Annotated in this window: 20 protein-coding genes and 1 riboswitch; of the genes, 9 read left to right on the plus strand and 11 right to left on the minus strand. The window is 58.1% G+C overall.

All coding sequences use genetic code 11. The features are described 5' to 3' along the window. Positions 1–133: 133 nt before the first annotated feature. Positions 134–556, minus strand: coding sequence for a coenzyme B12-dependent isobutyryl CoA mutase small subunit (locus tag K349_RS0109770; RefSeq protein ID WP_029165632.1), 423 nt, complete (start codon positions 554–556; stop codon positions 134–136). Between the two features lie 66 nt (positions 557–622). Next, complete coding sequence (locus K349_RS0109775; RefSeq protein WP_029165633.1) at positions 623–2,305, minus strand: acyl-CoA mutase large subunit family protein; 1,683 nt, start codon at positions 2,303–2,305, stop codon at positions 623–625. Positions 2,306–2,788: 483 nt separating this feature from the next. Between K349_RS0109775 and K349_RS0109780 the strand changes: the two genes are divergently transcribed. Beyond that, positions 2,789–3,145, plus strand: a complete 357-nt coding sequence (locus K349_RS0109780) for a hypothetical protein (RefSeq protein ID WP_029165634.1) — start codon at positions 2,789–2,791, stop codon at positions 3,143–3,145. Between the two features lie 138 nt (positions 3,146–3,283). Here the strand turns inward: K349_RS0109780 and K349_RS0109785 are convergent, their stop codons facing one another. Next, positions 3,284–3,478 (minus strand): hypothetical protein, encoded by a 195-nt coding sequence (locus tag K349_RS0109785; RefSeq protein ID WP_029165635.1) that lies wholly within the window; start codon positions 3,476–3,478, stop codon positions 3,284–3,286. A gap of 161 nt (positions 3,479–3,639) precedes the next feature. On the opposite strand from K349_RS0109785, the gene K349_RS0109790 reads away from it, so the two are divergent. Next, the gene (locus K349_RS0109790; RefSeq protein ID WP_029165636.1) at positions 3,640–5,439 is read left to right on the plus strand and encodes an IS1634 family transposase; all 1,800 of its coding nucleotides are present in this window, start codon (positions 3,640–3,642) and stop codon (positions 5,437–5,439) included. Between the two features lie 258 nt (positions 5,440–5,697). Here the strand turns inward: K349_RS0109790 and K349_RS16980 are convergent, their stop codons facing one another. Continuing rightward, positions 5,698–6,885 carry an FprA family A-type flavoprotein gene (locus tag K349_RS16980; protein WP_034265309.1) on the minus strand — a complete coding sequence of 396 codons (1,188 nt, stop codon included), beginning with the start codon at positions 6,883–6,885 and terminating at the stop codon, positions 5,698–5,700. A gap of 275 nt (positions 6,886–7,160) precedes the next feature. Beyond that, complete coding sequence (locus K349_RS20120; protein ID WP_157367368.1) at positions 7,161–7,301, minus strand: hypothetical protein; 141 nt, start codon at positions 7,299–7,301, stop codon at positions 7,161–7,163. 598 nt (positions 7,302–7,899) lie between these two features. Here K349_RS20120 and K349_RS0109805 point away from each other — a divergent pair. Together K349_RS0109805 and K349_RS0109810 are read left to right on the plus strand one after the other, a co-directional pair. Continuing rightward, positions 7,900–9,123, plus strand: coding sequence for an amidohydrolase family protein (locus K349_RS0109805; protein ID WP_029165638.1), 1,224 nt, complete (start codon positions 7,900–7,902; stop codon positions 9,121–9,123). A 35-nt stretch (positions 9,124–9,158) separates the two neighbouring features. Continuing rightward, complete coding sequence (locus tag K349_RS0109810; RefSeq protein WP_029165639.1) at positions 9,159–9,563, plus strand: thioesterase family protein; 405 nt, start codon at positions 9,159–9,161, stop codon at positions 9,561–9,563. Positions 9,564–9,679: 116 nt separating this feature from the next. Here K349_RS0109810 and K349_RS18080 read toward each other — a convergent pair whose 3' ends face one another. Next, positions 9,680–10,114: an integrase catalytic domain-containing protein gene (locus tag K349_RS18080; RefSeq protein ID WP_051464313.1), complete on the minus strand. Its 435-nt coding sequence runs from the start codon at positions 10,112–10,114 to the stop codon at positions 9,680–9,682. A 42-nt stretch (positions 10,115–10,156) separates the two neighbouring features. Between K349_RS18080 and K349_RS16990 the strand changes: the two genes are divergently transcribed. The 3 genes from K349_RS16990 to K349_RS0109830 all read left to right on the plus strand — a co-directional run bounded on the left by K349_RS16990 (position 10,157) and on the right by K349_RS0109830 (position 12,566). Further along, a complete protein-coding gene (locus K349_RS16990) occupies positions 10,157–11,077 on the plus strand; it encodes a TRAP transporter large permease subunit (protein WP_245588026.1) in 921 nt (306 codons plus the stop codon). A gap of 193 nt (positions 11,078–11,270) precedes the next feature. Continuing rightward, positions 11,271–11,377, plus strand: a riboswitch (TPP riboswitch). Continuing rightward, entirely contained in the window at positions 11,366–11,998 is a 633-nt protein-coding gene (gene thiT, locus K349_RS0109825; RefSeq protein WP_084460326.1) for an energy-coupled thiamine transporter ThiT, read from the plus strand. Its footprint overlaps the riboswitch before it by 12 nt. A 52-nt stretch (positions 11,999–12,050) precedes the next feature. Beyond that, on the plus strand, positions 12,051–12,566 hold the full coding sequence (locus K349_RS0109830) for a chemotaxis protein CheX (protein WP_029165641.1): 516 nt from the start codon (positions 12,051–12,053) through the stop codon (positions 12,564–12,566). Between the two features lie 274 nt (positions 12,567–12,840). Here the strand turns inward: K349_RS0109830 and pssA are convergent, their stop codons facing one another. The 5 genes from pssA to K349_RS0109855 all read right to left on the minus strand — a co-directional run bounded on the left by pssA (position 12,841) and on the right by K349_RS0109855 (position 17,950). Next, on the minus strand, positions 12,841–13,581 hold the full coding sequence (pssA, locus tag K349_RS0109835) for a CDP-diacylglycerol--serine O-phosphatidyltransferase (protein WP_029165642.1): 741 nt from the start codon (positions 13,579–13,581) through the stop codon (positions 12,841–12,843). Continuing rightward, positions 13,568–14,197: a phosphatidylserine decarboxylase family protein gene (locus K349_RS0109840; protein ID WP_029165643.1), complete on the minus strand. Its 630-nt coding sequence runs from the start codon at positions 14,195–14,197 to the stop codon at positions 13,568–13,570. The genes pssA and K349_RS0109840 overlap by 14 nt, the downstream gene beginning before the upstream one ends. 3 nt (positions 14,198–14,200) lie before the next feature. After that, positions 14,201–16,651 (minus strand): DNA gyrase subunit A, encoded by a 2,451-nt coding sequence (gene gyrA / locus K349_RS0109845; RefSeq protein ID WP_029165644.1) that lies wholly within the window; start codon positions 16,649–16,651, stop codon positions 14,201–14,203. A gap of 201 nt (positions 16,652–16,852) precedes the next feature. Then, positions 16,853–17,380, minus strand: a complete 528-nt coding sequence (locus K349_RS16995; protein WP_029165645.1) for a nitroreductase family protein — start codon at positions 17,378–17,380, stop codon at positions 16,853–16,855. A gap of 36 nt (positions 17,381–17,416) precedes the next feature. After that, on the minus strand, positions 17,417–17,950 hold the full coding sequence (locus K349_RS0109855) for a folate family ECF transporter S component (protein ID WP_034265596.1): 534 nt from the start codon (positions 17,948–17,950) through the stop codon (positions 17,417–17,419). Between the two features lie 290 nt (positions 17,951–18,240). On the opposite strand from K349_RS0109855, the gene K349_RS0109860 reads away from it, so the two are divergent. Further along, entirely contained in the window at positions 18,241–19,272 is a 1,032-nt protein-coding gene (locus K349_RS0109860) for an NAD(P)H-dependent glycerol-3-phosphate dehydrogenase (protein WP_029165647.1), read from the plus strand. A gap of 71 nt (positions 19,273–19,343) precedes the next feature. Further along, positions 19,344–20,840 (plus strand): S8 family peptidase, encoded by a 1,497-nt coding sequence (locus tag K349_RS0109865; protein ID WP_029165648.1) that lies wholly within the window; start codon positions 19,344–19,346, stop codon positions 20,838–20,840. The last annotated feature ends 62 nt before the right edge of the window (positions 20,841–20,902 follow it).

The raw sequence follows: 20,902 nt of genomic DNA on the forward strand, positions 1-20,902 counted from the left end.
GCACCCCCTGCGTTTTTACTCGTCGGCCCCCGAAAAAAGAGTTCGGGTGCTTTCGCGGAAAGGCGAGCGACAGACCAGACAAGAGGCCCTGCCGGCTCCTCCCGGGCAGGGCACAAAACGTTCCGGGCACGCTCTAGGACTGCACTTCTTTCGCCCTTTTCTCCTCCACCGCTTTCCGAAGCCACTCGATGCTCTCCGTCGTGGGCGTCCCCGGACCGAAGACCGCTCCTGCGCCCATCTCCAGAAGGCTCGGCACGTCATTTTCCGGAATGACGCCGCCGCCGAAGACAATGATGTCCTCCGCGTTCCGCTCCTTGAGCATGTCGATGATGGTGCGGAAATAATGTTCGTGCGCTCCGGAAAGGATGCTGATGCCGATGGCGTCGGCGTCCTCCTGGATCGCCGTTTCGACGATCTGTTCCGGAGTTTGGCGAAGACCGGTATAGATGACTTCCATGCCCGCATCTCGGAACGCACGGGCAATGACTTTCGCACCGCGGTCGTGCCCGTCCAGGCCGGGTTTGGCAACAACCACGCGGATCTTTCTTTCGCTCATGGCTTCTCCTCCTCCATGCGTCGCTTTTTCGAATTCAGGATCGAAACATCCGCGAAATCCGGGAATTTAGAGAACGATGTTCTCCCGATATTCGCCGAACTCCTCGCGAAGCACGCCGCAGATCTCGCCCTCCGAAGCATAGCACCGGACGGCATCGAGAATAAAGGGCATAAGGTTCGTTCCCTCGTCCCGAGCGGCTTTCCGGATGTCTTCGAGAGCCGCTTTGACCTTCAGGTTGTCACGACCAGCCTTGACTGCATTGAGTTTCGCGACCTGACGCACTCCAACGCTGGGATCCACGCGGAGGAGTTCGCGACCGGAATTATCTTCCTTGATCTGGAACTTGTTGACACCGACCACCACCGCATCGCCACTCTCGACGGCTCTCTGGTAGGCATAGGCCGCATCCTGGATCTGCTGCTGCACATACCCCTTTTCGATGGCCACGAGCATACCGCCCATCTCATCGATTTTCTCTATATACTCCAACGCCTGCGTTTCGAGGGTCTTCGTCAGGGCTTCGATGTAATAGCTCCCGGCAAGGGGATCCACGGTGTTGCAGACGCCGGATTCATAGGCAATGATCTGCTGCGTCTTCAGGGCAATGCCGACACTCTTCTCCGTCGGAAGGGCGAGAGCCTCGTCCATGCTGTTCGTGTGCAGGGACTGCGTTCCGCCGAGAACCGCAGCGAGGGCCTGGAAGGCCACACGGATGATGTTGTTCTCGGGCTGCTGCGCCGTGAGCGTGCTGCCTCCGGTCTGCGTGTGGAAACGGAGCATCATCGCCTTGTCGTTGGTGAGGCCGAAACGCTCCTTCATGATCTTCGCCCAGATACGCCGGGCAGCTCGGAACTTGGCCACTTCCTCGAGGAAATCGTTATGGGCGTTGAAGAAGAAGGAAAGCCGCTCGCCGAAGACGTTCGGATCCTGCCCCTTCTTGATGGCCGCGTCCACATAGGCGATACCGTCGGCGAGGGTAAAAGCGATCTCCTGGGCTGCGGTGGAACCTGCTTCGCGGATATGGTACCCGGAGATGGAAATGGTGTTCCACTTGGGAACGTGATTGCTGCAGAAGGCGAAGATATCCGTGATGAGACGCATGGAAGGCTTGGGGGGAAAGATATACGTACCCCGAGCGATGTATTCCTTGAGGATGTCATTCTGAATGGTTCCGCCCAACTTGTCCGCCGAAACGCCCTGCTTCTCGCCAAGAGCGATATACATGGCCAGCAGAATCGAGGCGGGAGCGTTGATCGTCATGGATGTGGTGACCTGATCGAGGGGAATCTGGTCGAAGAGGATCTCCATGTCCGCCAGGGTATCGACGGGCACACCCACCTTGCCGACCTCTCCCTGAGCCATGGAATGATCCGAATCGTAACCGATCTGAGTGGGCAGATCGAAAGCGACGGACAGTCCCGTCGACCCCTGGGAAAGAAGATACCGATACCGAGCGTTGGAATCCTCCGCCGTGGAGAAACCGGCATACTGGCGCATGGTCCAGAATCGCCCACGGTACATATTAGGCTGGACACCCCTCGTAAAGGGGAAACTTCCGGGCATTCCCAAATCTTCGAGGTATTCGAGATCCTTGATATCGTCGGGAGCATAGACCGTCTTCACGGGGATGCCGCTCCCCGTCGCAAACACTTCCCGCTGTTCGGGTCGTTTCTGTCGCAACTTCTCCATCCGCGCCTCGAAGGCCTGTTTCTCCCTCTCAATCCTTTTGAGCGCTTCCTCCTTGAACACCATAATTCCCCTCCCTTAAATCTGCGTCGCGAAGGGCCTCCCGGGTCCGCCTCGCTCTCCGTCGCACCGACACCCTGTTCCCGAAACATCCGAAAAATGTTCTGTGGTCTCTGGCAACGGACAATCCTGCACGCACGTATACGAGACCTTATTATTCTCCAGGCGGCTCCGGAATGCAACAAGGGACTCTCGTTTACACGATAATTACCCATAATTCAGTTTATTTTATTCCCTACGTTTTCCCCGCCGCTGTGCTTGCACATCACCTGAATGCCTCTGCCGACCGGCGGGAATGAAGGCATCATACACCAGATTTTTCATTCCCGGCGAGATCCTGGAAATTTCCGCCCAGACGGTTTTGTGGTATCATGAGTCTGAAGGCCCAAGTCCATTTCTCCGACATGCACCCGCTCTTTCCGATAAAGAGAGGGGAAAGTGTGGGTTTTCTGTTTGCAAGCCTTTTCGGACGGGGAGGTCTCGACTATGGAAATGATCACCTGCGATCTCTGCGCCAAGCCCTTTGCCACGACAGGGCCGAAAATCTGTCCTCGATGCATGAAACGGCTTGATGCCGTGTACGAAAAAGCCCGCGCCTTCATGAGGGACAATCCCGACGAGTCGCTGGACGTGATTCGCCTTGCAGATCAGATTTCCGAGGACGTGCGCGATCTCGAGATGCTCGTGCAGATGGGGCGTTTCGACCGGGACGTCTCAGGCCCTGCCGTGGAAGATCGTCGTAAAAAACAACTTCTGGAGGAACTGCGGAAGAACCTTTCCGAGAAATCCGGTGAAGGCAAGAAATACGTATCCTACGGGGAGGAACGGTACGGCAAGCGCTGACAAACCGTCCTGCCGGCATTTTTTCTACTACACCATCTCTCCCCGATCCCACGCCGCACGGAACCCCTCTTCGGGAGCAATGTTCAGCGCCCGAAGAGGGGTTCCGTGCTTTGTTCGAATGGATGTGCTCTTCTCCGTCTAGAGTGCGGCGGCGATGTTCCTTCCCAACTCCCGGCAACTCTCGAGATCTTCCTGGGTAGGCGCCGAACAGACTTCTACATGAGGCCCCACGATCTCCCAATCCCCTTTTTCGCCGAACTGGAGCAGGGCCGCCAAGGCACCCTTGCTCCAACTGTAGGAACCGCAGATGCCGAGAACACGGTTTTTCAGCATCTTGTCCCGACTTCGCCGTTTTTCCCGAGAAAACAAGGATTTTGAAAAAAGGGATGCAGTGTTCATGGGGGTTCAGAAGATCGGGAAGCCGGAAATCAAAATGTAGTGCCTAGCATATTTGCCCTATTGACATATTGTCTTTCTCCGGATATACTCCTTTCATGTATATCCGGGTGAAATCCTCAAAGCTCAGTCCGCGAAAATCAGTCCAGATCGTCAAATCCGTCCGTACCGGGAAACGGGTCTCCCAGGTCATTCTCCAGCACGTGGGAATAGCCCACGACGAGAAGCAGCTCTCCGAGCTCCGGGAACTGGGGCGGAAGCTCATTCTGGAGATGGAGGAGAGAGAGCAGCCCTCTCTTCCGGGGTTCTCCCTCCTCGAGAACGAAGAGGCGTGGGAGCGGCCGGTCGGCGACGGGGAGCGGGTCAGCCTCCGGGGGATGAAGAACCTGGAACAGGTGACGGAAGGGCCTGGGGAAGTCGTGGAGAGCCTGTTCTCCTCCCTGGGCTTCGAGGCGATCTTCGGGGTATCCAACCGGGGGAAGGGGAACACGGAAGTCCTGAAGAAATGCCTCGCCTGCGCCCTCGCCAATCCTTCGAGCAAGCGGGGGATGTCCCGTTGGCTGGAGGACGAGGGCGGGACGGACATGTCGCTGAACAGGATCTACCGAATGATGGACGCCCTGGCGAAGAAGACGGACCGGGTGAGGGAGATCGTGGCGCGGGAGACCGCGTCCCTCTTCGAGACGAAGGCGTCGCTGCTGCTCTTCGATGTGACCACCCTCTATTTCGAAAGCGTTGAGGCGGATGCCCTGAGGGTGTCGGGGTACAGCAAGGACAACAGGATACAGGAGACCCAGGTGGTGCTCGCCCTGGCGGTGACGCCGGAAGGATTTCCCCTCTGGTACGACCTTTTCCCGGGAAACACCTTTGAAGGGCATACTCTTGTGCCTGTGCTCAGGAGATGCATGGAGACCTTCTCCCCCCGGCAGGCGGTGGTGGTGGCGGACCGGGCCATGTTCACGGAAGAGAACCTGCACGAAGTGGAGAAGGCGGGATGCTCCTTCGTCGTGGGAGCGAAACTCCGGGGTCTCAGCCGGACCATGAGGGAGAAAATCCTGGACGCCGGGAACTACTCCCCCCTGCCCGGAGATTCGCCTGTCTTCCCGGAGGGTGAGAGAGAAACGTGCAGCCCTTCCCGTTGGTACTCCGTCCCCCTCGAAAACGGGAGAAATTTGCTCGTCACCTGGAGTGAACAACGAGCCCGGAAGGACGCCTCCGACCGGGAACGGCTTCTGGCCCGCCTGCGGAAAAAACTGCAGGGGAAGAAGGCTCTTCCGGGAAAAAGCCTTGTCACCAACCGGGGAACGAACAAATACCTCTCCCTTGAAAATTCAAACGGACAGGACCGCTACATCCTGGACGAAGAGAAGATCCTCCGGGACAGCCGGTGGGACGGCCTTCACGGAGTCATCACCAACCTGCCCGTGGAAAGTGCCGCGGAAGCGCAGGAAATCCTCGCCCATTACGGGAGCCTGTGGCGCATCGAAGAATCCTTCCGGGTGAACAAGCACGACCTCTCCATCCGCCCTGTCTATCACTGGGTACCCCGCAGGATCGAGGCCCACATAACCCTCACCTACCTCGCCTTCGCCCTCCTCCGGCATCTCCAGCACCGAGTGGCGGTCCGGCAGAACGCGGTGATGAGCGCCCGGGCCATCCGGACCGCCCTGCTGGATGTCCAGTCCACCCTCATGAAGGACGAAGAGACGGGGAAACTCTACCGGTTCCCGAAGGCCATGAGCGAGAGCGCCCGGAAGATCTACCGTTCCCTGGGCCTCGTCCGGGGACTGGGGAACACGGAGATCCTGTCGGTGAGGAAATACAGGAACCGGAAAGGGATCCGGAGCGCCGGGACGGACGGAGACGGAACAGCGGGGGAAGGGACGGGCAGGAACTGAACGAGCCGGGAGCAGATCTCCTGTTCACCTTTCGCAATACCTTTCGGAGCCCCGAGACACGGTGAGACCGAAAAATCCGCCTCAAACGACAGCCCCTCTTTTCACAGAATTGAAAAGAGGGGCTGTGTAGTGCCCACCCAAGATGCACTTTCCGGTGTTTGCAAGGCTTCCCGTTTCAAACCCGGCGAAGTCGGGAGCAATGTTCAGCGCCCGAAGAGGGGTTCCGTGCTTTGTTCGAATGGATGTGCTCTTCTCCGTCTAGAGTGCGGCGGCGATGTTCCTTCCCAACTCCCGGCAACTCTCGAGATCTTCCTGGGTAGGCGCCGAACAGACCTCTACATGAGGCCCCACGATCTCCCAATCCCCTTTTTCGCCGAACTGGAGCAGGGCCGCCAAGGCACCCTTGCTCCAACTGTAGGAACCGCAGATGCCGAGAACACGGTTTTTCAGCATCTTGTTCTGCAGTGCCGACGTGAGGGCCTGCATTGGCGGAAAAAGTTCCGTGTTGTACGTACAGCTGGCGAGCACGAGTCCGCGAAATTTCCAGATGTCGCGGATGACAAAAGAGACATGGCTCCGGGAAATGTCGTGAAGAATGACTTTTTCGATCCCCTCCTCGGCAAGGGCCCGAGCGATTTCCTCCGCCATGGCTTTGGTATTGCCGTACATGGAACCGTAGACTACCACAACGCCCTTTTCCGCCTCATGACGACTCCACTTGTCGTAAAGATCCACCACGTGCCAAGGGTGTTTTCTCAGGATCGGACCGTGAGCGGGAGCGATCACATTCAGATCGAGTGTGCGCACCTTCTTGATCGCCTTCTGGACCTGAAAGCTGTAGCGCCCGACGATGTTCGAGAAATAGCGAAGGATTTCATCCTCGTAGTAGGACATGTCCACTTCGTCGTCGAAGACACCGCCGTCCAGAGAGCCGAATCCTCCGAAGGCATCGGAGGAGAAGAGGACCTTGTCCGTCTCGTCGTAGCAGACCATGGTCTCCGGCCAGTGCACCATGGGAATGAAATGGAAACGGAGTTTGTGTCTTCCCAAGTCGAGTTCCTCTCCGTCCTTGACGACGAGAAAATTCTCGGTGAGGCCGTAGAAATTGGCGAGCAGATCCTTTGTCTTCGCGTTCCCCACAATGGTCACGTCCGGAAAGGATTCCCGAAGCACCTTGACAGCCCCTGAATGGTCAGGTTCCATGTGGTTGATCACGAGATAGTCTATCTTCCGCCCCTTTCCCAAAATGGAACGAATTTTCTCGAGGAATTGCGGGAAATAGCCGTTCTTTACCGTGTCGATGAGGGCAGTCTTTTGATCCGCCACGCAATAGGTGTTGTAGGACACGCCCCTTGGAAGAGGCCAAATGGCCTCGAAGAGGTCCGTCTCCCTGTCGTTCACGCCGATCCAGTGGATATCCTTCGTGATGGCAATACCGCCGTGCATGCCTCCAACCTCCTCGCCTTACCCTTTCATCCTGCCCAGTTCGTGCACTCCAGAAACGCGCAGGACCGAACGCCAACGATCGCCTAAATCTTTCCAGAATAAAACACTTCTTGTCTATTATAGAGCACGTTTTCCTTCAGGAAAACGCAGAAACCTTGGACAAAAGCCTCCTTGGCCGTGTCTGAAGGTTTTGAACCTTCTTTGCGAAAACCGAGAAAATCCAAACACCTTCCCGGCCCCGGATGAAAGTGGTTAAGGCCTTTGCGGGGCTTACGTCAGCGTCGCCTTAAGACCATTGAGTGGTCGGTCATGGGGAAGAAGTCGCAGGAGATCATCTTTGTTACCCTGTATCCCAGGGGGACTAGCTGGGCTAAATTCCTGGAAAGGGTCGAGGCGGCGCAAGATAGATAGACTATGCGCCATGCCCTGACTCTCCCAGCATGCTCAAAACCTTAGCCTCCATGCCGGACCTCGGGGAGTTTGCGTAAACAAGGCGGTTTTCAACCGGGAAAGACTTTAGGAAATCCGCTCTCTGGGGAACTCTCTGGGCGTAGGTCCCCTGCAGCAGCAACGAAAAAGGGGAGTTGATGCCCGCCATCTTCAAGGACATGGATGGCACCTTGATCCCCAGGGTGGATGCCCCGTGAGAGCTGACTATAGCGCCAAGGATGCCCCGTCGCCACAGTAGAGGCCGCCACCCCCTTGTGTTGGGATGGGCGCAGGAAAGAGACCACATCCCTGTGGTCAGAGAGGCCCTTATATCCCATTCCTCCTTCAAGCGAAGACCCTCTTCGTAGGGTATGCCTTTAAAGCACCGGCACTGGTCCGGGCACCCCGTACGGCTCATGGCCTTCGCCCTGGCCTGCCGGAAGGCAGGTGTATCCCCTTGTGGAAGCAATATATCCTTGAGGCGGTGGTTATTATCATGCATGTTCAACAACAAGGAGTCTATCATAAAATGGATTGGATTTTACCGTTCCGGCCTTTGGTGCGGAGTTGTGGAGGTGTGGGGTATTGGAATCGGACGTCTTGATAAGGATTGACGGCAAGCCTGTGGCGGCGGTGAAGGACGGGGTCCTTGCGGATCCATCGGAGGCCTTTGTGGGGAACTCCGCGGCGGAAAGGATCGAGAATTACCACGGGGGATTTTCCGTAATGCCCGGAGATTTCAACGGGCACAGCCATCCGGAGCAGTCCGTTTACGCCGAGATAGTGGAAGAGGGGTGGGATCTTGCAACCTGGTGCAGGAGGACCATATACGCTCACAGCGTCCACATGACCCCTGAGCTGGTTTACTTAAGCTGCCGCAGGGCATTTGGCCGCATGCTGCTGAACGGCATAACCTCCGTTGCGGTTTCCTTCTACTGCCATAACCGCATGGGCAACGCCCTGGACCGCGAGGTCATAAAAGCCGCACTGGATTCGGGCATTAGGATCCTGTTCGGAAGGATGAATTACGATGTGCTGTCCGAGGACGCGTACCCTAAGAAGCGGGCTTCCCAGGAGAGCTACTTCGAAGGCCCCTATTACGAGAATCATCTCATATCCCTCATGGAGGAGTTCAAGGGCCTTGCGGGGGTGCAGGTTGCCCCTTCCCTTCACAGCTTTCACGCCAATACGTTGGGTGCCATAGCAAGGGCGCTGGAGCTCGCCTCGGAGCTCGACTCGCCGCTTCAGTTCCACCTTTCGGAGGATAAGGGAGATGTGGATCTCTGCCTGGACCTCTATGGAGAACGGCCAGCCTTCGTGCTGGCCCGGCTTTTGGAGAAAACTGGCCCCGTAAGGCTCCTGCTTTCCGATTGCATATGGTTGTCTCAAGAGGAGAAGGACCTAATCGGTCAAATGGGAGCCTCGGTGGTCTTGAACCTTAGAATGAACCACCGAATGAAGGTGGGAACCCCTGACCTGCCGGGCCTGCTTGAAAGGGGGATTCCGGTTTACCTTGGCACCGATGGAGAGGCCAGCAACTATGGCCTTAGCATACGAGAGGAGCGGGATTTTACCCTTGAGCGCTTTGGCGTGTCAGTTCCGCTTATACCGTTTAACATGAGGTGCGGCAATGTGGGGTCCATGGAGATTGGTGCCATGGGGGACCTTAAGGTTATGCATGACAGACGGGTATGGGACGTCTTTGCAGGAGGGCGTAAGGTGGTTTCCCAAGGTAAACTTTTGACCATGGACCTTGAGGCGGTGGAGGAGCGCATCAGGGAGATGACGTCGAGTTGGGATGTGTTGTGATAAAATAAAAGGGTAAAGTCAAAGGGGGCGATACAATGGATCTGAAAGATATCCTGTCGCTGGGTACCGTAAAGAGGCTGGTGAAAAAGGTGTCCACCTCTGATACGGTGGGCAACAAGTCGGAGGCGCTGGAGGAGTTCCTTTCAACCGCCGCATGTCTTGAGGCCATGACCCAGTTGGCGGTGGAGCTGCTGGACCCCAAGCTTCCTGAAGGGGTGATATCGGTTGGGATCATGTCGCACGTTGAAAACCTGGCCCCTGCGGTCTTGGGGGATGATGTGGTATTTACCGTTTCCCTTGACAATGTGGAAGGCAACCGGGTGTTTTTCTCCATGACCGCCAGCGACATGTACGGTCCTGTGGCAAAGGGGAGCCAGGAGCGAGCGGTCGTTCACGTGTCCGCACTGGAGCGAAAGGTGGCGGAACGGCAGGGCCGTTAGGTTTTGCCTGGACAACCCTCGCTGATGCTATTTGAAGGAAGACAGAAGGCTTGGTTCCCAAAGGAAAACAGGGAGCTTTTGATAATGCCTTTGTTTGACTTGTTGTGAAAATTGACTCAACCCAAACACAAGAGAGGCCTGTGGAGGAAAAGTGATTCCGACACGGGCCTCTTAGTGTAGACAAGTTTACATAACATGGACATGGGCCGTCTCCATGCACTGGAGCAGAAGGGAGGAGACATCGATCTGAAGACGAGCGTATAGCCTGTCTCGTCCTCCGACCTCGACCGCGTGAAGGTGATCCCGTGATCCGCGCAGAACCGAGTCAGGTGATGGTTGATGAACTCGCTTCCGTTGTCGGAATCGAGCCCCTTCAAGGGGAAGGGGAGCCGGTCCATGAGAGCGGGGAGGGCCTCCAGCACCCATTCCTGAGCCCGGTTCGGCAGGGCATGAAGCTCGGTCCAGCCGGTGGCCACGTCCGTGAGGGTCAGCGTGTAGGCAAAGTCCCTGGACGCATTTCCGCCGTCGTGGCTTCCCAGGTTCATCTCCATGAACCCGATCCCTGCTTCGTTCCAGTCGGCAAAGGTGCATAGATGAAGGGGTTGCCTGAGGACGAGGTGCCGCCTCTTTCCAGGACCATGAAGGAAAGAGGGCACATGATACTACCCTTGGCCTTCATACTATACATGCTTGTGGCCGGTTATACCCCGCTTTTCTCCGCCATGGCGGGACTGGTGGCTATAATAGTGGTCTCCTCTTTGAGATCCACCACCAGGATGAGCCTTAAGGACGCCAAGGGAGCCCTGGAGGCGGGGGCCAAGAGCTCCGCATCGGTGGCAGTGTCCTGCGCCATAGTGGGATTTATCGTGGGGGCGGTTGGGATGACTGGCCTGGGGCAGGTGATAGCCATGAACATAATGCACCTCTCCGGCGGGATGCTTTGGGCATCGCTTTTGCTTTGCATGGTGGCGTCAATAGTGCTTGGGATGGGGCTTCCCTCCACCGCCTGCTACATAGTGGTGGCCACCATCGCCGCCCCGGCCCTTCAAGGGATGGGGGGCCTCCCCTGGCGGCCCACTTCTTCGCCTTCTACTACGGCACCCTTTCTGGGGTTGTCCCCCCCGTTGCGCTTACCAGTTTCACCGCCGCAGGACTCTCGGGGGGGACGTCCCTCCAAGGTGGCCCTTATGGGACTCTTCCTTGCCTCTTCGGGGCTCATACTTCCCTTCTTTTTCGTTTACAACCCGGTGCTTCTGCTGGTGGACTTCTCCTGGCTTAAGTTCCTGGAGGTGTTTGCCGTTGCCGCCATGGGTATACTGCTCCTCTCCTGCGCGTTCATCGGCACCGGGCTTTCTGATATGACATGGTGGGAGAGGGTTTTGTTCCTGGTATCCGGGGTGGTGATGGTTTACCCCAAGGGGACAGGCTTTAAGGTGGCTATTGTGACGGTCGCGGTTACCGCCTCCCTACACTGGCTGCTCACGGTCAGGAGAAGATCCCTCCAGTTGTCATGATGTCATAAGACCTTTTGCGTGCCTTTTTAAAAAATAAGGAATCTCTGAATAAGACTATGTCAGCCCCGCAGGGCGCCTCGCAGAGTCTGATGCGGCCCGGGGCAAGGGAAAGCGAAAGGTCTTTATTCAGAGCTTTCCTAGATCAAACCTGAAAAGTCCGCTTGACAGAAAATGTACCTGGAGGAAATAATCGAACCTGCCCGGGGGGAGCTGTGTTTCCGGCTGAGAGGTGGCTTTTCGCCCGACCCCTGGAACCTGATCCGGTTTGTACCGGCGGAGGGAACGGGCATGGAGCGAAACCGATACGGTCTCAACCATCCTACCGGAATACCCTTTTCTTCTCCCGCCGACCGGAGAAACCCGCATGGTGCGGAGAAGGAGGAAACTGTGTATTCCAAAGAGGACCAACGCACTCGAATTCTGGTGGAGGGAGCCGTGCTGTGCGGACTTTCGGTGGCGCTTTCCTACGTAAAACTTTGGCAATTGCCTCAGGGCGGTTCCATCACCCTTGAAAATCTGCCGCTTTTTATGTACGCCTATCGCCACGGATTGAAAGCGGGAGTGCTCGCCGGAGGGATGTCCGGACTTCTGCAACTGTCGCTCGGAGGCTACATGGTACACCCTATCCAAGCGCTTTTGGACTATCCGCTGGCCTTTGCCGCTCTGGCTTCGGCATCTTTCGTCCGCAAACCCTTTTGGGCAGGACTCGCCATCGGCACCTTCGCCCGGTTTCTCTGCCACTTCCTTTCGGGCGTCGTTTTTTTTGCAAGCTATGCTCCCGAAGGGACGCCCGTATGGCTCTATTCCGCCATCTACAACGGGAGCTTCATGGTTCCCGCGCTCGTTCTGAATATCGCCCTCGGCCATTTCCTCCTGCCTCGGCTTGCGCGTCTTCCCGGCTGGAGTAAGGCGGGGCATTGAATACGGATCAGGTGGCAAGACGCCCCTGTTTCCCTGAGGAGGGTTTTTCCCGTTGAAACAGGACAAACGGTATATAGGGCGTCTCCATTCACTCGTCAACGCCTTTGGCGTGAGCATGATCAAGATCAGTGAAAAAGTGGGCGTATCGCTGACCTTCAACAAAGGGGGCGTCTGCCTCGGTATCAACGCGCCGGGGAGCCGGGTGGCGGCACTCCTCTCCCTCTACGGAGAAGGGGCTCATGGAACGATCACCTTCTTTCTCAGCGAAAAAGCCTTCGCGTCCTACGTGAACGGAATGACGGGAGGCATGCTCTTTCCGGATCCGGAAGAACCCGTCGCGGTGAGCGTGGCAGGCGAACTCGCCAATATGGTGAGCGGAAACGCCCTGACCACTTTGAGTGAAAGAGGCTTTTCCGGTCTGGACATCACGCCGCCTCAACTCTTCGTCGGCACCAACATCAAGTCCCTAAAGCTACCCGAGGACAAGATGGACACGTTTACCCTCCCGTTTTATGTCGGAAACGACCGAGAGAGCATCGTCCACCAAGTACTTCTCTTCCGAAAATGAGCGTTCCCTCGCTTTTCAGCGATACGACCGGTAAAGTCGTTCGGGGGGATCCTGCGTTTTCCCCACCTTCCACAATAAAAACAAAGAAGGGAAAGGCCCGCGGGCCTTTCCCTTCTTTGGTGTGCACGCCTTCCTTGAAAATCTTCGCTCAAAAACGCATATTCCTGGGAATCTCTGAATAAGGCTGCGTCAGCCCCGCAGGGCGCCTCGCAGAGCCTGATGCGACTCGAGTCAAGGGAAAGCGAAAGGTCTTTATTCAGAGATTCCCCTGTTCTTATCCCTCGCGATGCTCCACCTCGGCATTTCCATCCACTTCGAGGCTGAGCCATGCTCCCCAATCGAAACGGAGAAGGCCACTCGCCACGTAGAGAAGGATTCCCGCAAGGGGGGCCTTTTCTCGAAGCGTGATGAACAGCACCGCCACAAAGGTCGTGAGGAAGGTCACTTTCATCCTGTTGACATTGCCTTTCCGCAGTTTCTTCAGGTTGCCATAGGGAACCGTCGATACCATGAGGATCGCCGTTCCCACGGTGATGAGCGCCATTACCAGAGGCGGCAGGGAGAATTCCGCCATGGCGAAGGAAGCGACGAAAAGCCCTCCCGCAGGAATCGGAAGTCCCTGAAAGGAACCCGGCACGTGCATGACGTTGAAGCGGGCGAGCCGCAAGGCGCCGCACAGCGCGAAAAACGCTGCGACAAGAGCTCCCGTGACGCCGAGAAAGCCGTGCAGGTACGCCCCATAGACGATCAGGCCCGGCGCAACGCCGAAACTGACCACGTCGGCAAGGCTGTCAAGCTCCATGCCGAAGGCGCTGCTGCCTCCGAGGCTTCGAGCCATTTTCCCGTCCATGTAGTCGAAAAAGACCGCGGCGAAAACCAACCACGCTGCGGGAACGAATTTCCCGTGAATCACCATGACCAGGGACAACATACCGCAGAGAAGGTTGCCGCTGGTAATCATGTTGGGAATAATCTTCGTGAAGGGAACACCTCGAACGTGCCTATTCTTTTTCATTGCGTACCACCCCCAGAGCCGTCTCGCCGGCCTTCACCTTCTGTCCGACCGATACGACGCAACGCACGGCGGAGGGGAGATAAAGATCGACTTTTGAACCGAATTGTATCATCCCGTATCTTTCGCCTCGGGTCAAGTGCTGCCCTCGACGAGCCCTGCAGACGATACGGCGGGCCAAAAGCCCCGCAATCTGCACGACCAGTGCGGGCCCCGCCGCAGTCTCCATTCCCAGACAAAAACGTTCGTTCTCCGCGGACGCTTTGGGACCGTAGGCCACCCATTTCTTTCCAGGCATATACTGAAGATACGTCACTTCTCCGTCCCAGGGGACACGATTCACGTGTACATCCAAGGGGGACATGAACACGCCCACGCGCGTCGCCCTCCCCGTGAAGGGATGCTCCGTCACCTCCACTTCAACCACTCTGCCATCCGCAGGACTCACCCACAGAGCCGGATTCTCCGGAGGCCTTCTCTCGGGGTCCCGATAAAACCACAGAAGAAAACACAACACGGCAAGAAACACCGCAGACAGAGCGGGAGAGACGAACCATCCCCCGAGGGACATGAAGAGCATTCCTCCGATGGCGGGCAGGCCCTCCCTTGCAATGCGCACGGCCTATTCCTCCTCTTCTTCTTCGGCACGGATGATGCTTGCGTCGGCCACCTCATCCCCCTCGTCGAGGCGGACCACGATCGGTCCCGTCGCCTCTCTGCTCAGGATCGGAATATCCTCCGCCGCCAGACGCACCATGCGTCCCCGGTTGGAAATGAGCAGAATTTCGTCCTTTTCGGCGGCACCCCAGGAACCCACGAGAAGCCCCGTCTTGGCTCCCAGGCGCATGGCGCGTACCCCTCCACCGCCGCGATGATGGGGAGTGAATTCCTCAAAGGGCGTCCGCTTGCCGAGCCCTTTTTCATTGATCAGCAAAAGATCCGTTCCGGCCTGCACCACATCGCACCCGACCACGACATCGCCTTCGTCCAGGCGGATGCCCCGCACGCCCCTGGCCTGCCGCCCCAGAGGACGGAATTCGTTTTCGGGGACCCGGAGGGCTTGCCCGGAAGCGGTGACGAAGAGCAGATCCTCCTCACCGGAGGTGCACCGAACTCTCGCGATGGCATCTCCCGAATCCAGCGACAGGACCCGCCGCCCTGCCCTGGTGATGTTCTCCAGCTCCGTCACGGGCATGCGCTTCGCCACCCCCTGGCGCGTGATGAAGAAGACGAACCGTGCTCCGGAAAGACGGCTGTCTCGGAGAGCCACCACCTTCTCGTCCTCTTCGAGCGAGATGAAGGAACTCACGGGCTTTCCCTTTCCGGACCTCGGCTGGGGAATCATGTGTCCCCGGATGGCAAAGACCCGCCCCTTGGTGGTGAAGAGGAAGAGATCCCGATGCGTGGTGGTGACGGTCACGAGAGAAATCTCGTCCTCTTCCTTGGGCGTCGCTCCCTTCACGCCCTTTCCGCCCCGATTCTGCAGGCGGTATTCCTCGAGCATCATCCGGCGCAGATAGTTGTCCCGGGAAAGGACAACCACGATTTCTTTCTCCGGAATGAGATCCTCCATGGAGACATCTTCCATGGCATCCAGAATCTCCGTCCTCCGGGGGTTGCCGAAACGCGCCTTCACATCCTCGATCTCTTCCTTCACGACCCCGTCGAGCACCTTGGGATTCGCGAGGATGGAGCGGTACATCTCGATGTCACCGAGGAGTTGCGCATATTCTTCCTCCAGCTTGTGGCGCTCCAGACCGGTGAGGCGCTGCAGGCGCATGTCGAGAATCGCCTGAGCCTGCGGCTCGGAGAATCCGAGACGATCCGTCAATCCCTGGCGGGCCTCGTTCGGATCCTTGGACCCGCGCACCACCGCGATGACCTCTTCGATGATATCCAGTGCTTTAAGTAACCCCTCCACGATATGCGCTCTCGCCTCGGCCTTGCGGAGGCGGTAGGCGGTGCGCCGGCGGACCACGTTGCGACGGTGGGAGAGAAACACCTTGAGCATCTCCAGGAGCGGCAATTCCCTCGGCTGGCCGTCCACGAGAGCCAGATTGATGACGCCGTAGGTGGTCTGGAGTTGAGTCCGTGAATAAAGCTGCCGCAACGCCACCTGGGAATCCATATCCCGATTGACCTCGAGAACGATGCGCAGCCCTCTGCGATCCGATTCATCCCTGATGTCGGTGATGCCATCCAGGTGTTTTTCCTGAACGCCTCTGACAATCGCCTCTATGAGGTTGGTCTTGTTCACCATATAAGGGATCTCGGTGATGACAATGGCTTTTTTCCCCCGCTTGACATCCTCGACGTGGGTCTTGCCGCGGACGGAAATTCTGCCGCGGCCCGTCCGGTAGGCCTCGACGATACCGTCCCGGCCGAGAATCTCGCCTCCCGTGGGAAAGTCGGGACCGGGCAGAAAATGCAGCAGTTCTCCCAGTTCCACGTCCTCATGATCGAGCATGTAGCAGAGCGCGTCCGCCACCTCCGTGAGGTTGTGGGGGGGTATGTTCGTGGCCATCCCCACGGCGATACCCGTGGAACCGTTCACGAGGAGATTTGGAATGCGCGAGGGAAGCACCAGCGGCTCCTTGAGAGAGTCGTCGAAGTTCGGCCCCCAGTCAACGGTTTCCTCGTCGATATTCTCGAGCATTTCCTCCCCCAGGGCGGAGAGGCGTGCCTCCGTGTAGCGCATGGCTGCGGGAGGATCCCCGTCGATGGAACCGAAATTTCCCTGACCATCCACGAGGGGATAGCGCATGCTGAAATCCTGGGCCAGGCGAGCCATGGTATCGTAAATCGCCGAATCGCTGTGGGGATGGTACTTTCCCATGGTCTCTCCAACGACGCGGGCGGATTTCTTGTAGGCTTGATTGTGGCGAAGCCCCAGTTCGAGCATGGCGTAGAGCACGCGACGCTGAACCGGCTTGAGACCGTCCCGTGCATCCGGAAGAGCGCGACCGACAATGACGCTCATGGCGTAATCGAGGTAGCTGTGCTTGATCTCCTCTTCCAGAGGCAGGGGAACCACCGTGCCGAAATCCAATCGGCCACCCAACAGTTCCGACATGAACGTTCCTCCTCGTTTCCTCACCGCGGTTTTTCCGCACGGAACGACGACAACCGATTTTTGGTGAAGAAAGGGCCTTCACCTCTCGTTTTCCGTCGCATCGAACGTACAAAAAGAGAAAAACGACGGAAATCCGTCGCTTTTCGCGCTTGGATCAATATCTCATTATACCACGTACACTCGTCGTTCTTCTTTCGGAGGTTACCAACCGTTCCAGTGTGCCGCGCCCTCGTCGATTCCTTCGTGAGGCTCCTTCACTTCGTCGGGATAGCCGAGGACAGCAATCCCGAGAACGGAAATTGCTCCGGGAATACCGAGAATCAGCCGAAGCGCCTGTTCTCTCTCGGGAGAATGGTGGACCCCAAGCCAAACACTCCCCAGATCGAGAGCTTTGGCCGCCACAAGGATGTTCTCCATGGCAGCGGAACAATCCTCCTCCCAATAAATCCGTGCAAATTCGTTCTTTTCGGGTTCGCCGCAAACCACGATTGCGAGGGGCGCACGAAAAAGCATCTTCCCGTAGGGGTGCGCCCCCGCAAGTGCATCGAGCTTCGCCCGATCATCCACCACCACGAAATGCCATGGCCTGCTTCCTGCCGCCGTCGGAGCCGCGCAGGCGCACTCCAGCAGCAGGTCGATCTTTTCCCGTTCCACCGGCTGAGAAGTGTATTTCCGAATGCTGCGTCTCCCAAGAATGGCGGCAACGGCCGCATGCTCCCGCATGGACATATCCTCTTCCTCCTTGTTTGTCGTTTGTCTGTTCGCCTAACCGCAGCGTGGGGCCGGAAAAAGTCGGACTCTTCGCAAAAGAATATCCGCTCCTGCGGCATACAACGGAATATGGATCATCGCCGCAATCACACGTCCCGGAAAAAGCGCCGCGAAGGGAAGGCCGAAGAGGTTTTGAAGAAACCAGGGAACCAGAAACGTCGAGACGAGAATCTGCCCGGAGGCCACCGCCAGAAAAAGCCTCCAGAAGCAGCGCCCGGAGGCCATCCTGAAGACGACGGCGGGAAGAAAGCCGGAAAGTGCGGCGGCAAAGGTGAAATGGGGCATGTACGGCCCCATGGGATTGATCCAGTAACCCAGGAGGTCTCCGAGAGCCCCTACAATCGCCCCCGCAAGGGGACCCATGCTGACGCCCGCAAAAAAGACGGGAAACGTGCCGAAACCGAGGCGGATTCCCTCGACCGGCCCGATGGCGATACGGATGCTCGCGACGCGAGCCAAAACAATGTTGAGACTCACGAAAAGGGCCAGCAGCACGAGTTCTCTCGTGGTCAATCTCTGTTCATTCACAGGCGATCCTCCTTTCCGTTCGCCGGAGAGACCTTCGGCGGCTCTCCTCTTCGTTGTTCTCCGGGGCGGACGAAAAAACACCGCCTTGCCCTCCGGATTGTAATTATAGAACGTTTACCCCGGAAACGCATCTCTCGACAACACGCAATGGCGCCGACCGCAACAAACGAGGACAACGGACTTCCGACTCCGCATCTCTCCCCTGCTGGTATAATGGTCTTGTTTCGGCGACAACGCTTCTTCCACAAAGAGCACGATGTCACCGAATCCAATAAAGGAGGAAAACGTTCATGGCCAATCTGTCCGTATTCGGAGCGGGAAGCTGGGGAACCGCTTTCGCCCATCTCGCCTCGTCCCGTGGGCATAATGTCTGTCTGTGGTGCCGACGTCCCCAACAAGCCAGAGCCATCGCGACGTCGGGGAGAAATCCCGACTATCTCGAGGATATTCCGCTCAGTCCGAATCTGCTTCCGACAGGGAATCTCGCCGAAGCGGCGATCTTTGCCGAAAGATGGGTTTTTGCCGTTCCCGCCCAATCGTTTCGGGAGTTGGCAGGCAAGCTCCGGCCACTCGCCCCGCGGAACGTCCGGGTCTGCAATCTCGCCAAAGGCTTCGAAATCACCACAGGAAAGGCAATGAGCCAGGTCTGTCACGAGACGCTTCCCATGGCCGTGTACAGCGTGCTCTCCGGTCCGTGTCACGCGGAGGAAGTTGTTCAGGGACTTCCTACCGCAGTGGTCGTCGCTTCGGCACTTTTCGAGGAAGCCTTCGAATGGCAGGTACTCCTCACGGGAAATACTTTCCGTGTCTACACGAACGAGGACGTGACGGGCGTGGAGATCGGCGGTGCCGTGAAAAACGTGGTGGCCATCGCCGCAGGCATAACCCAAGGTATGGGATTGGGAGACAACGCCGTGGCCGCACTCGCCACGCGAGGACTCGCGGAAATCCTCCGTCTGGGAGCCCGCCTGGGCGCGAACCCGCTCACCCTCACGGGACTCGCCGGTGTCGGCGACCTCATGACCACCTGCTACAGCCGCCACTCCAGAAATTTCCGCCTGGGCTTCTCCGTCGGCAAAGGAATGCCACCAGGAGAGGCACTCCTTCGGTTGGGCCAAGTGGCCGAAGGATATTACACGGCCCAGGCACTCCGGGAACACGCCGACTCCTTCGGCGTGGAACTTCCCATCGTCGAGGGCGTGTTCCGTATTCTCCACGAGAACGCAGCCCCCCGGGATATTCTGGACGAACTTCTTCTGCGGGATCCGAAACCCGAACTCTCTCCGGAACTGCTCTGGGGCGGCAGGGAGACGGGCGCCTGAAAAGAACTCCTCCAACGCGAACGGACAGAAACACCCGTTGCGGATCCTTTAACGGAAAGGATTTGATCTCCATGCACACAATGCACACAGCACCCGTTCGACGCTCTTTTCTGTCGCTCTCCGCTCTCCTTCTTGCGTCGTTCCTGCTCATGACGCTCTTTCCTTCCGCGTCCCCGGGCGCCCCCTACATCCTCCTCACCCCAAGAGGCGGAGAGGACAGCCTGGTGCATGAAAGCACGTCCTCTTTCCAAGCATCGAAAAAACTCGCCTCGTTGGGCATCTCGTCCGCCGTGTCGGAGGAGTTCTCCAACATCGGTGCTTCCTTGATCGATCTGGACGATAAAGATGCCGCCCTCGTCCGAAAATCGGGGACGTTCCTTCTCGTTCGGGCAGACATTCTCTTTCACGCCGCGCCCGAAGAATCCGGGATGACCTTCGACCCGGCGCTGGACACGCCCTGGCACGTCGCATGGGCACAAAACGCGGGGCTTACCGCCGGAATCACCGCAGCGCAGTGGAATACCGTTCTCGTGGCGGTCCTCGATTCGGGCCTCAATGACCACCCGGACTTTTCCGGGGCCCCGATCCGGTGGGACCTCGCCTACAACGCGATCACGCGCACTGCGGGAAGCAGGTCGGCTCTCGCCGACGAGAACGGCCACGGCACGAACGTGACGGGCACGCTCGCGGGATCGGCGACGGGCATCATCCCCTCCGCGCCGCTCCTCCCCGTGAAAATCGCCGACAAAAGCGGCAGCGCCAAGGTGAGCGACCTCACCGCCGCAGTAGATTACCTCGTGGGGCTCGCCAGAAACACGCTGCCGGGGAAAAAGATTTTCCTGAACTTCAGTTATTCCACGGATCCCTCCGACAGTCCCGACAGCGCATTGCAAAGCTTCTTCGAGGAACTCTTCCTCCGGTGCGACGAGGTGGGAATGCTCTTCTTTTCCGCCGCGGGCAACGAGGCCGCCGACCTGGACCGCAAGTATGTCTATCCGGCAAGGGCCTCCGCGAGAAACGCTCTTGCCATCGCCGCCACGGATACGGCGGGACTGCTGGCGTCCTTCTCCAACCACAGCGCCTACGCAGTCGAAGTGGCCGCTCCCGGAGTGGCCATCACGACGACCGACAAGAGCGGCAGCGGCTACCAGACCGTGAACGGGACATCCTTCGCCTCCCCCATCGCCACCGGTGTGGCAGTGGCCCTGTGGGCACGCCGCGCCGAACTCGCCAACTGGCAGGTGCGCAATGTCCTCCTCAATGCGGTTGACACTCCGCTCTGGATGCAGAGCGGCGGCACCGCCCTTTCCATCGCCGCGTCCTCCCTTCCCGTCATTGCGGGGAACGTTCTCCGCCCGGCCCGGACCACCGACACCTCCTTCGTGACGAATGCGAAAGGAACGGAGCCAAAGGCCGTGGGACTCGTTCCCGCCTCCGAGAACGGAGGCGGCGGCTGCGCCGCCGCAACGGCGCCGGCGGGGATCTTCCTTCTGCTCATCCCCCTTGTTCCGCTCTTCCGGCGCACCGGACGACAGACAAGAGCACACAAGGCGCGGAAATCCCTCTGACTTCGAAAAAACGACCGCAAGGAACTCGTCCCGAGAGAGCGAGTTTCTTGCGGTCGTGACAC

The organism is Aminiphilus circumscriptus DSM 16581 (assembly GCF_000526375.1).
In the GTDB taxonomy this organism is placed as follows: domain Bacteria; phylum Synergistota; class Synergistia; order Synergistales; family Aminiphilaceae; genus Aminiphilus; species Aminiphilus circumscriptus.

Coding starts and splice junctions, on each gene's coding strand:
- K349_RS0109770 (WP_029165632.1), bottom strand. CDS start 556: ATGAGCGAAAGAAAGATCCGCGTGGTTGTTGCCAAACCCGGCCTGGAC.
- K349_RS0109780 (WP_029165634.1), top strand. CDS start 2,789: ATGGAAATGATCACCTGCGATCTCTGCGCCAAGCCCTTTGCCACGACA.
- K349_RS0109785 (WP_029165635.1), bottom strand. CDS start 3,478: ATGCTGAAAAACCGTGTTCTCGGCATCTGCGGTTCCTACAGTTGGAGC.
- K349_RS0109790 (WP_029165636.1), top strand. CDS start 3,640: ATGTATATCCGGGTGAAATCCTCAAAGCTCAGTCCGCGAAAATCAGTC.
- K349_RS16980 (WP_034265309.1), bottom strand. CDS start 6,885: ATGCACGGCGGTATTGCCATCACGAAGGATATCCACTGGATCGGCGTG.
- K349_RS0109810 (WP_029165639.1), top strand. CDS start 9,159: ATGGATCTGAAAGATATCCTGTCGCTGGGTACCGTAAAGAGGCTGGTG.
- K349_RS18080 (WP_051464313.1), bottom strand. CDS start 10,114: ATGGAGATGAACCTGGGAAGCCACGACGGCGGAAATGCGTCCAGGGAC.
- K349_RS16990 (WP_245588026.1), top strand. CDS start 10,157: ATGAAGGGGTTGCCTGAGGACGAGGTGCCGCCTCTTTCCAGGACCATG.
- thiT (WP_084460326.1), top strand. CDS start 11,366: ATGGAGCGAAACCGATACGGTCTCAACCATCCTACCGGAATACCCTTT.
- pssA (WP_029165642.1), bottom strand. CDS start 13,581: ATGAAAAAGAATAGGCACGTTCGAGGTGTTCCCTTCACGAAGATTATT.
- gyrA (WP_029165644.1), bottom strand. CDS start 16,651: ATGTCGGAACTGTTGGGTGGCCGATTGGATTTCGGCACGGTGGTTCCC.
- K349_RS16995 (WP_029165645.1), bottom strand. CDS start 17,380: ATGTCCATGCGGGAGCATGCGGCCGTTGCCGCCATTCTTGGGAGACGC.
- K349_RS0109860 (WP_029165647.1), top strand. CDS start 18,241: ATGGCCAATCTGTCCGTATTCGGAGCGGGAAGCTGGGGAACCGCTTTC.
- K349_RS0109865 (WP_029165648.1), top strand. CDS start 19,344: ATGCACACAATGCACACAGCACCCGTTCGACGCTCTTTTCTGTCGCTC.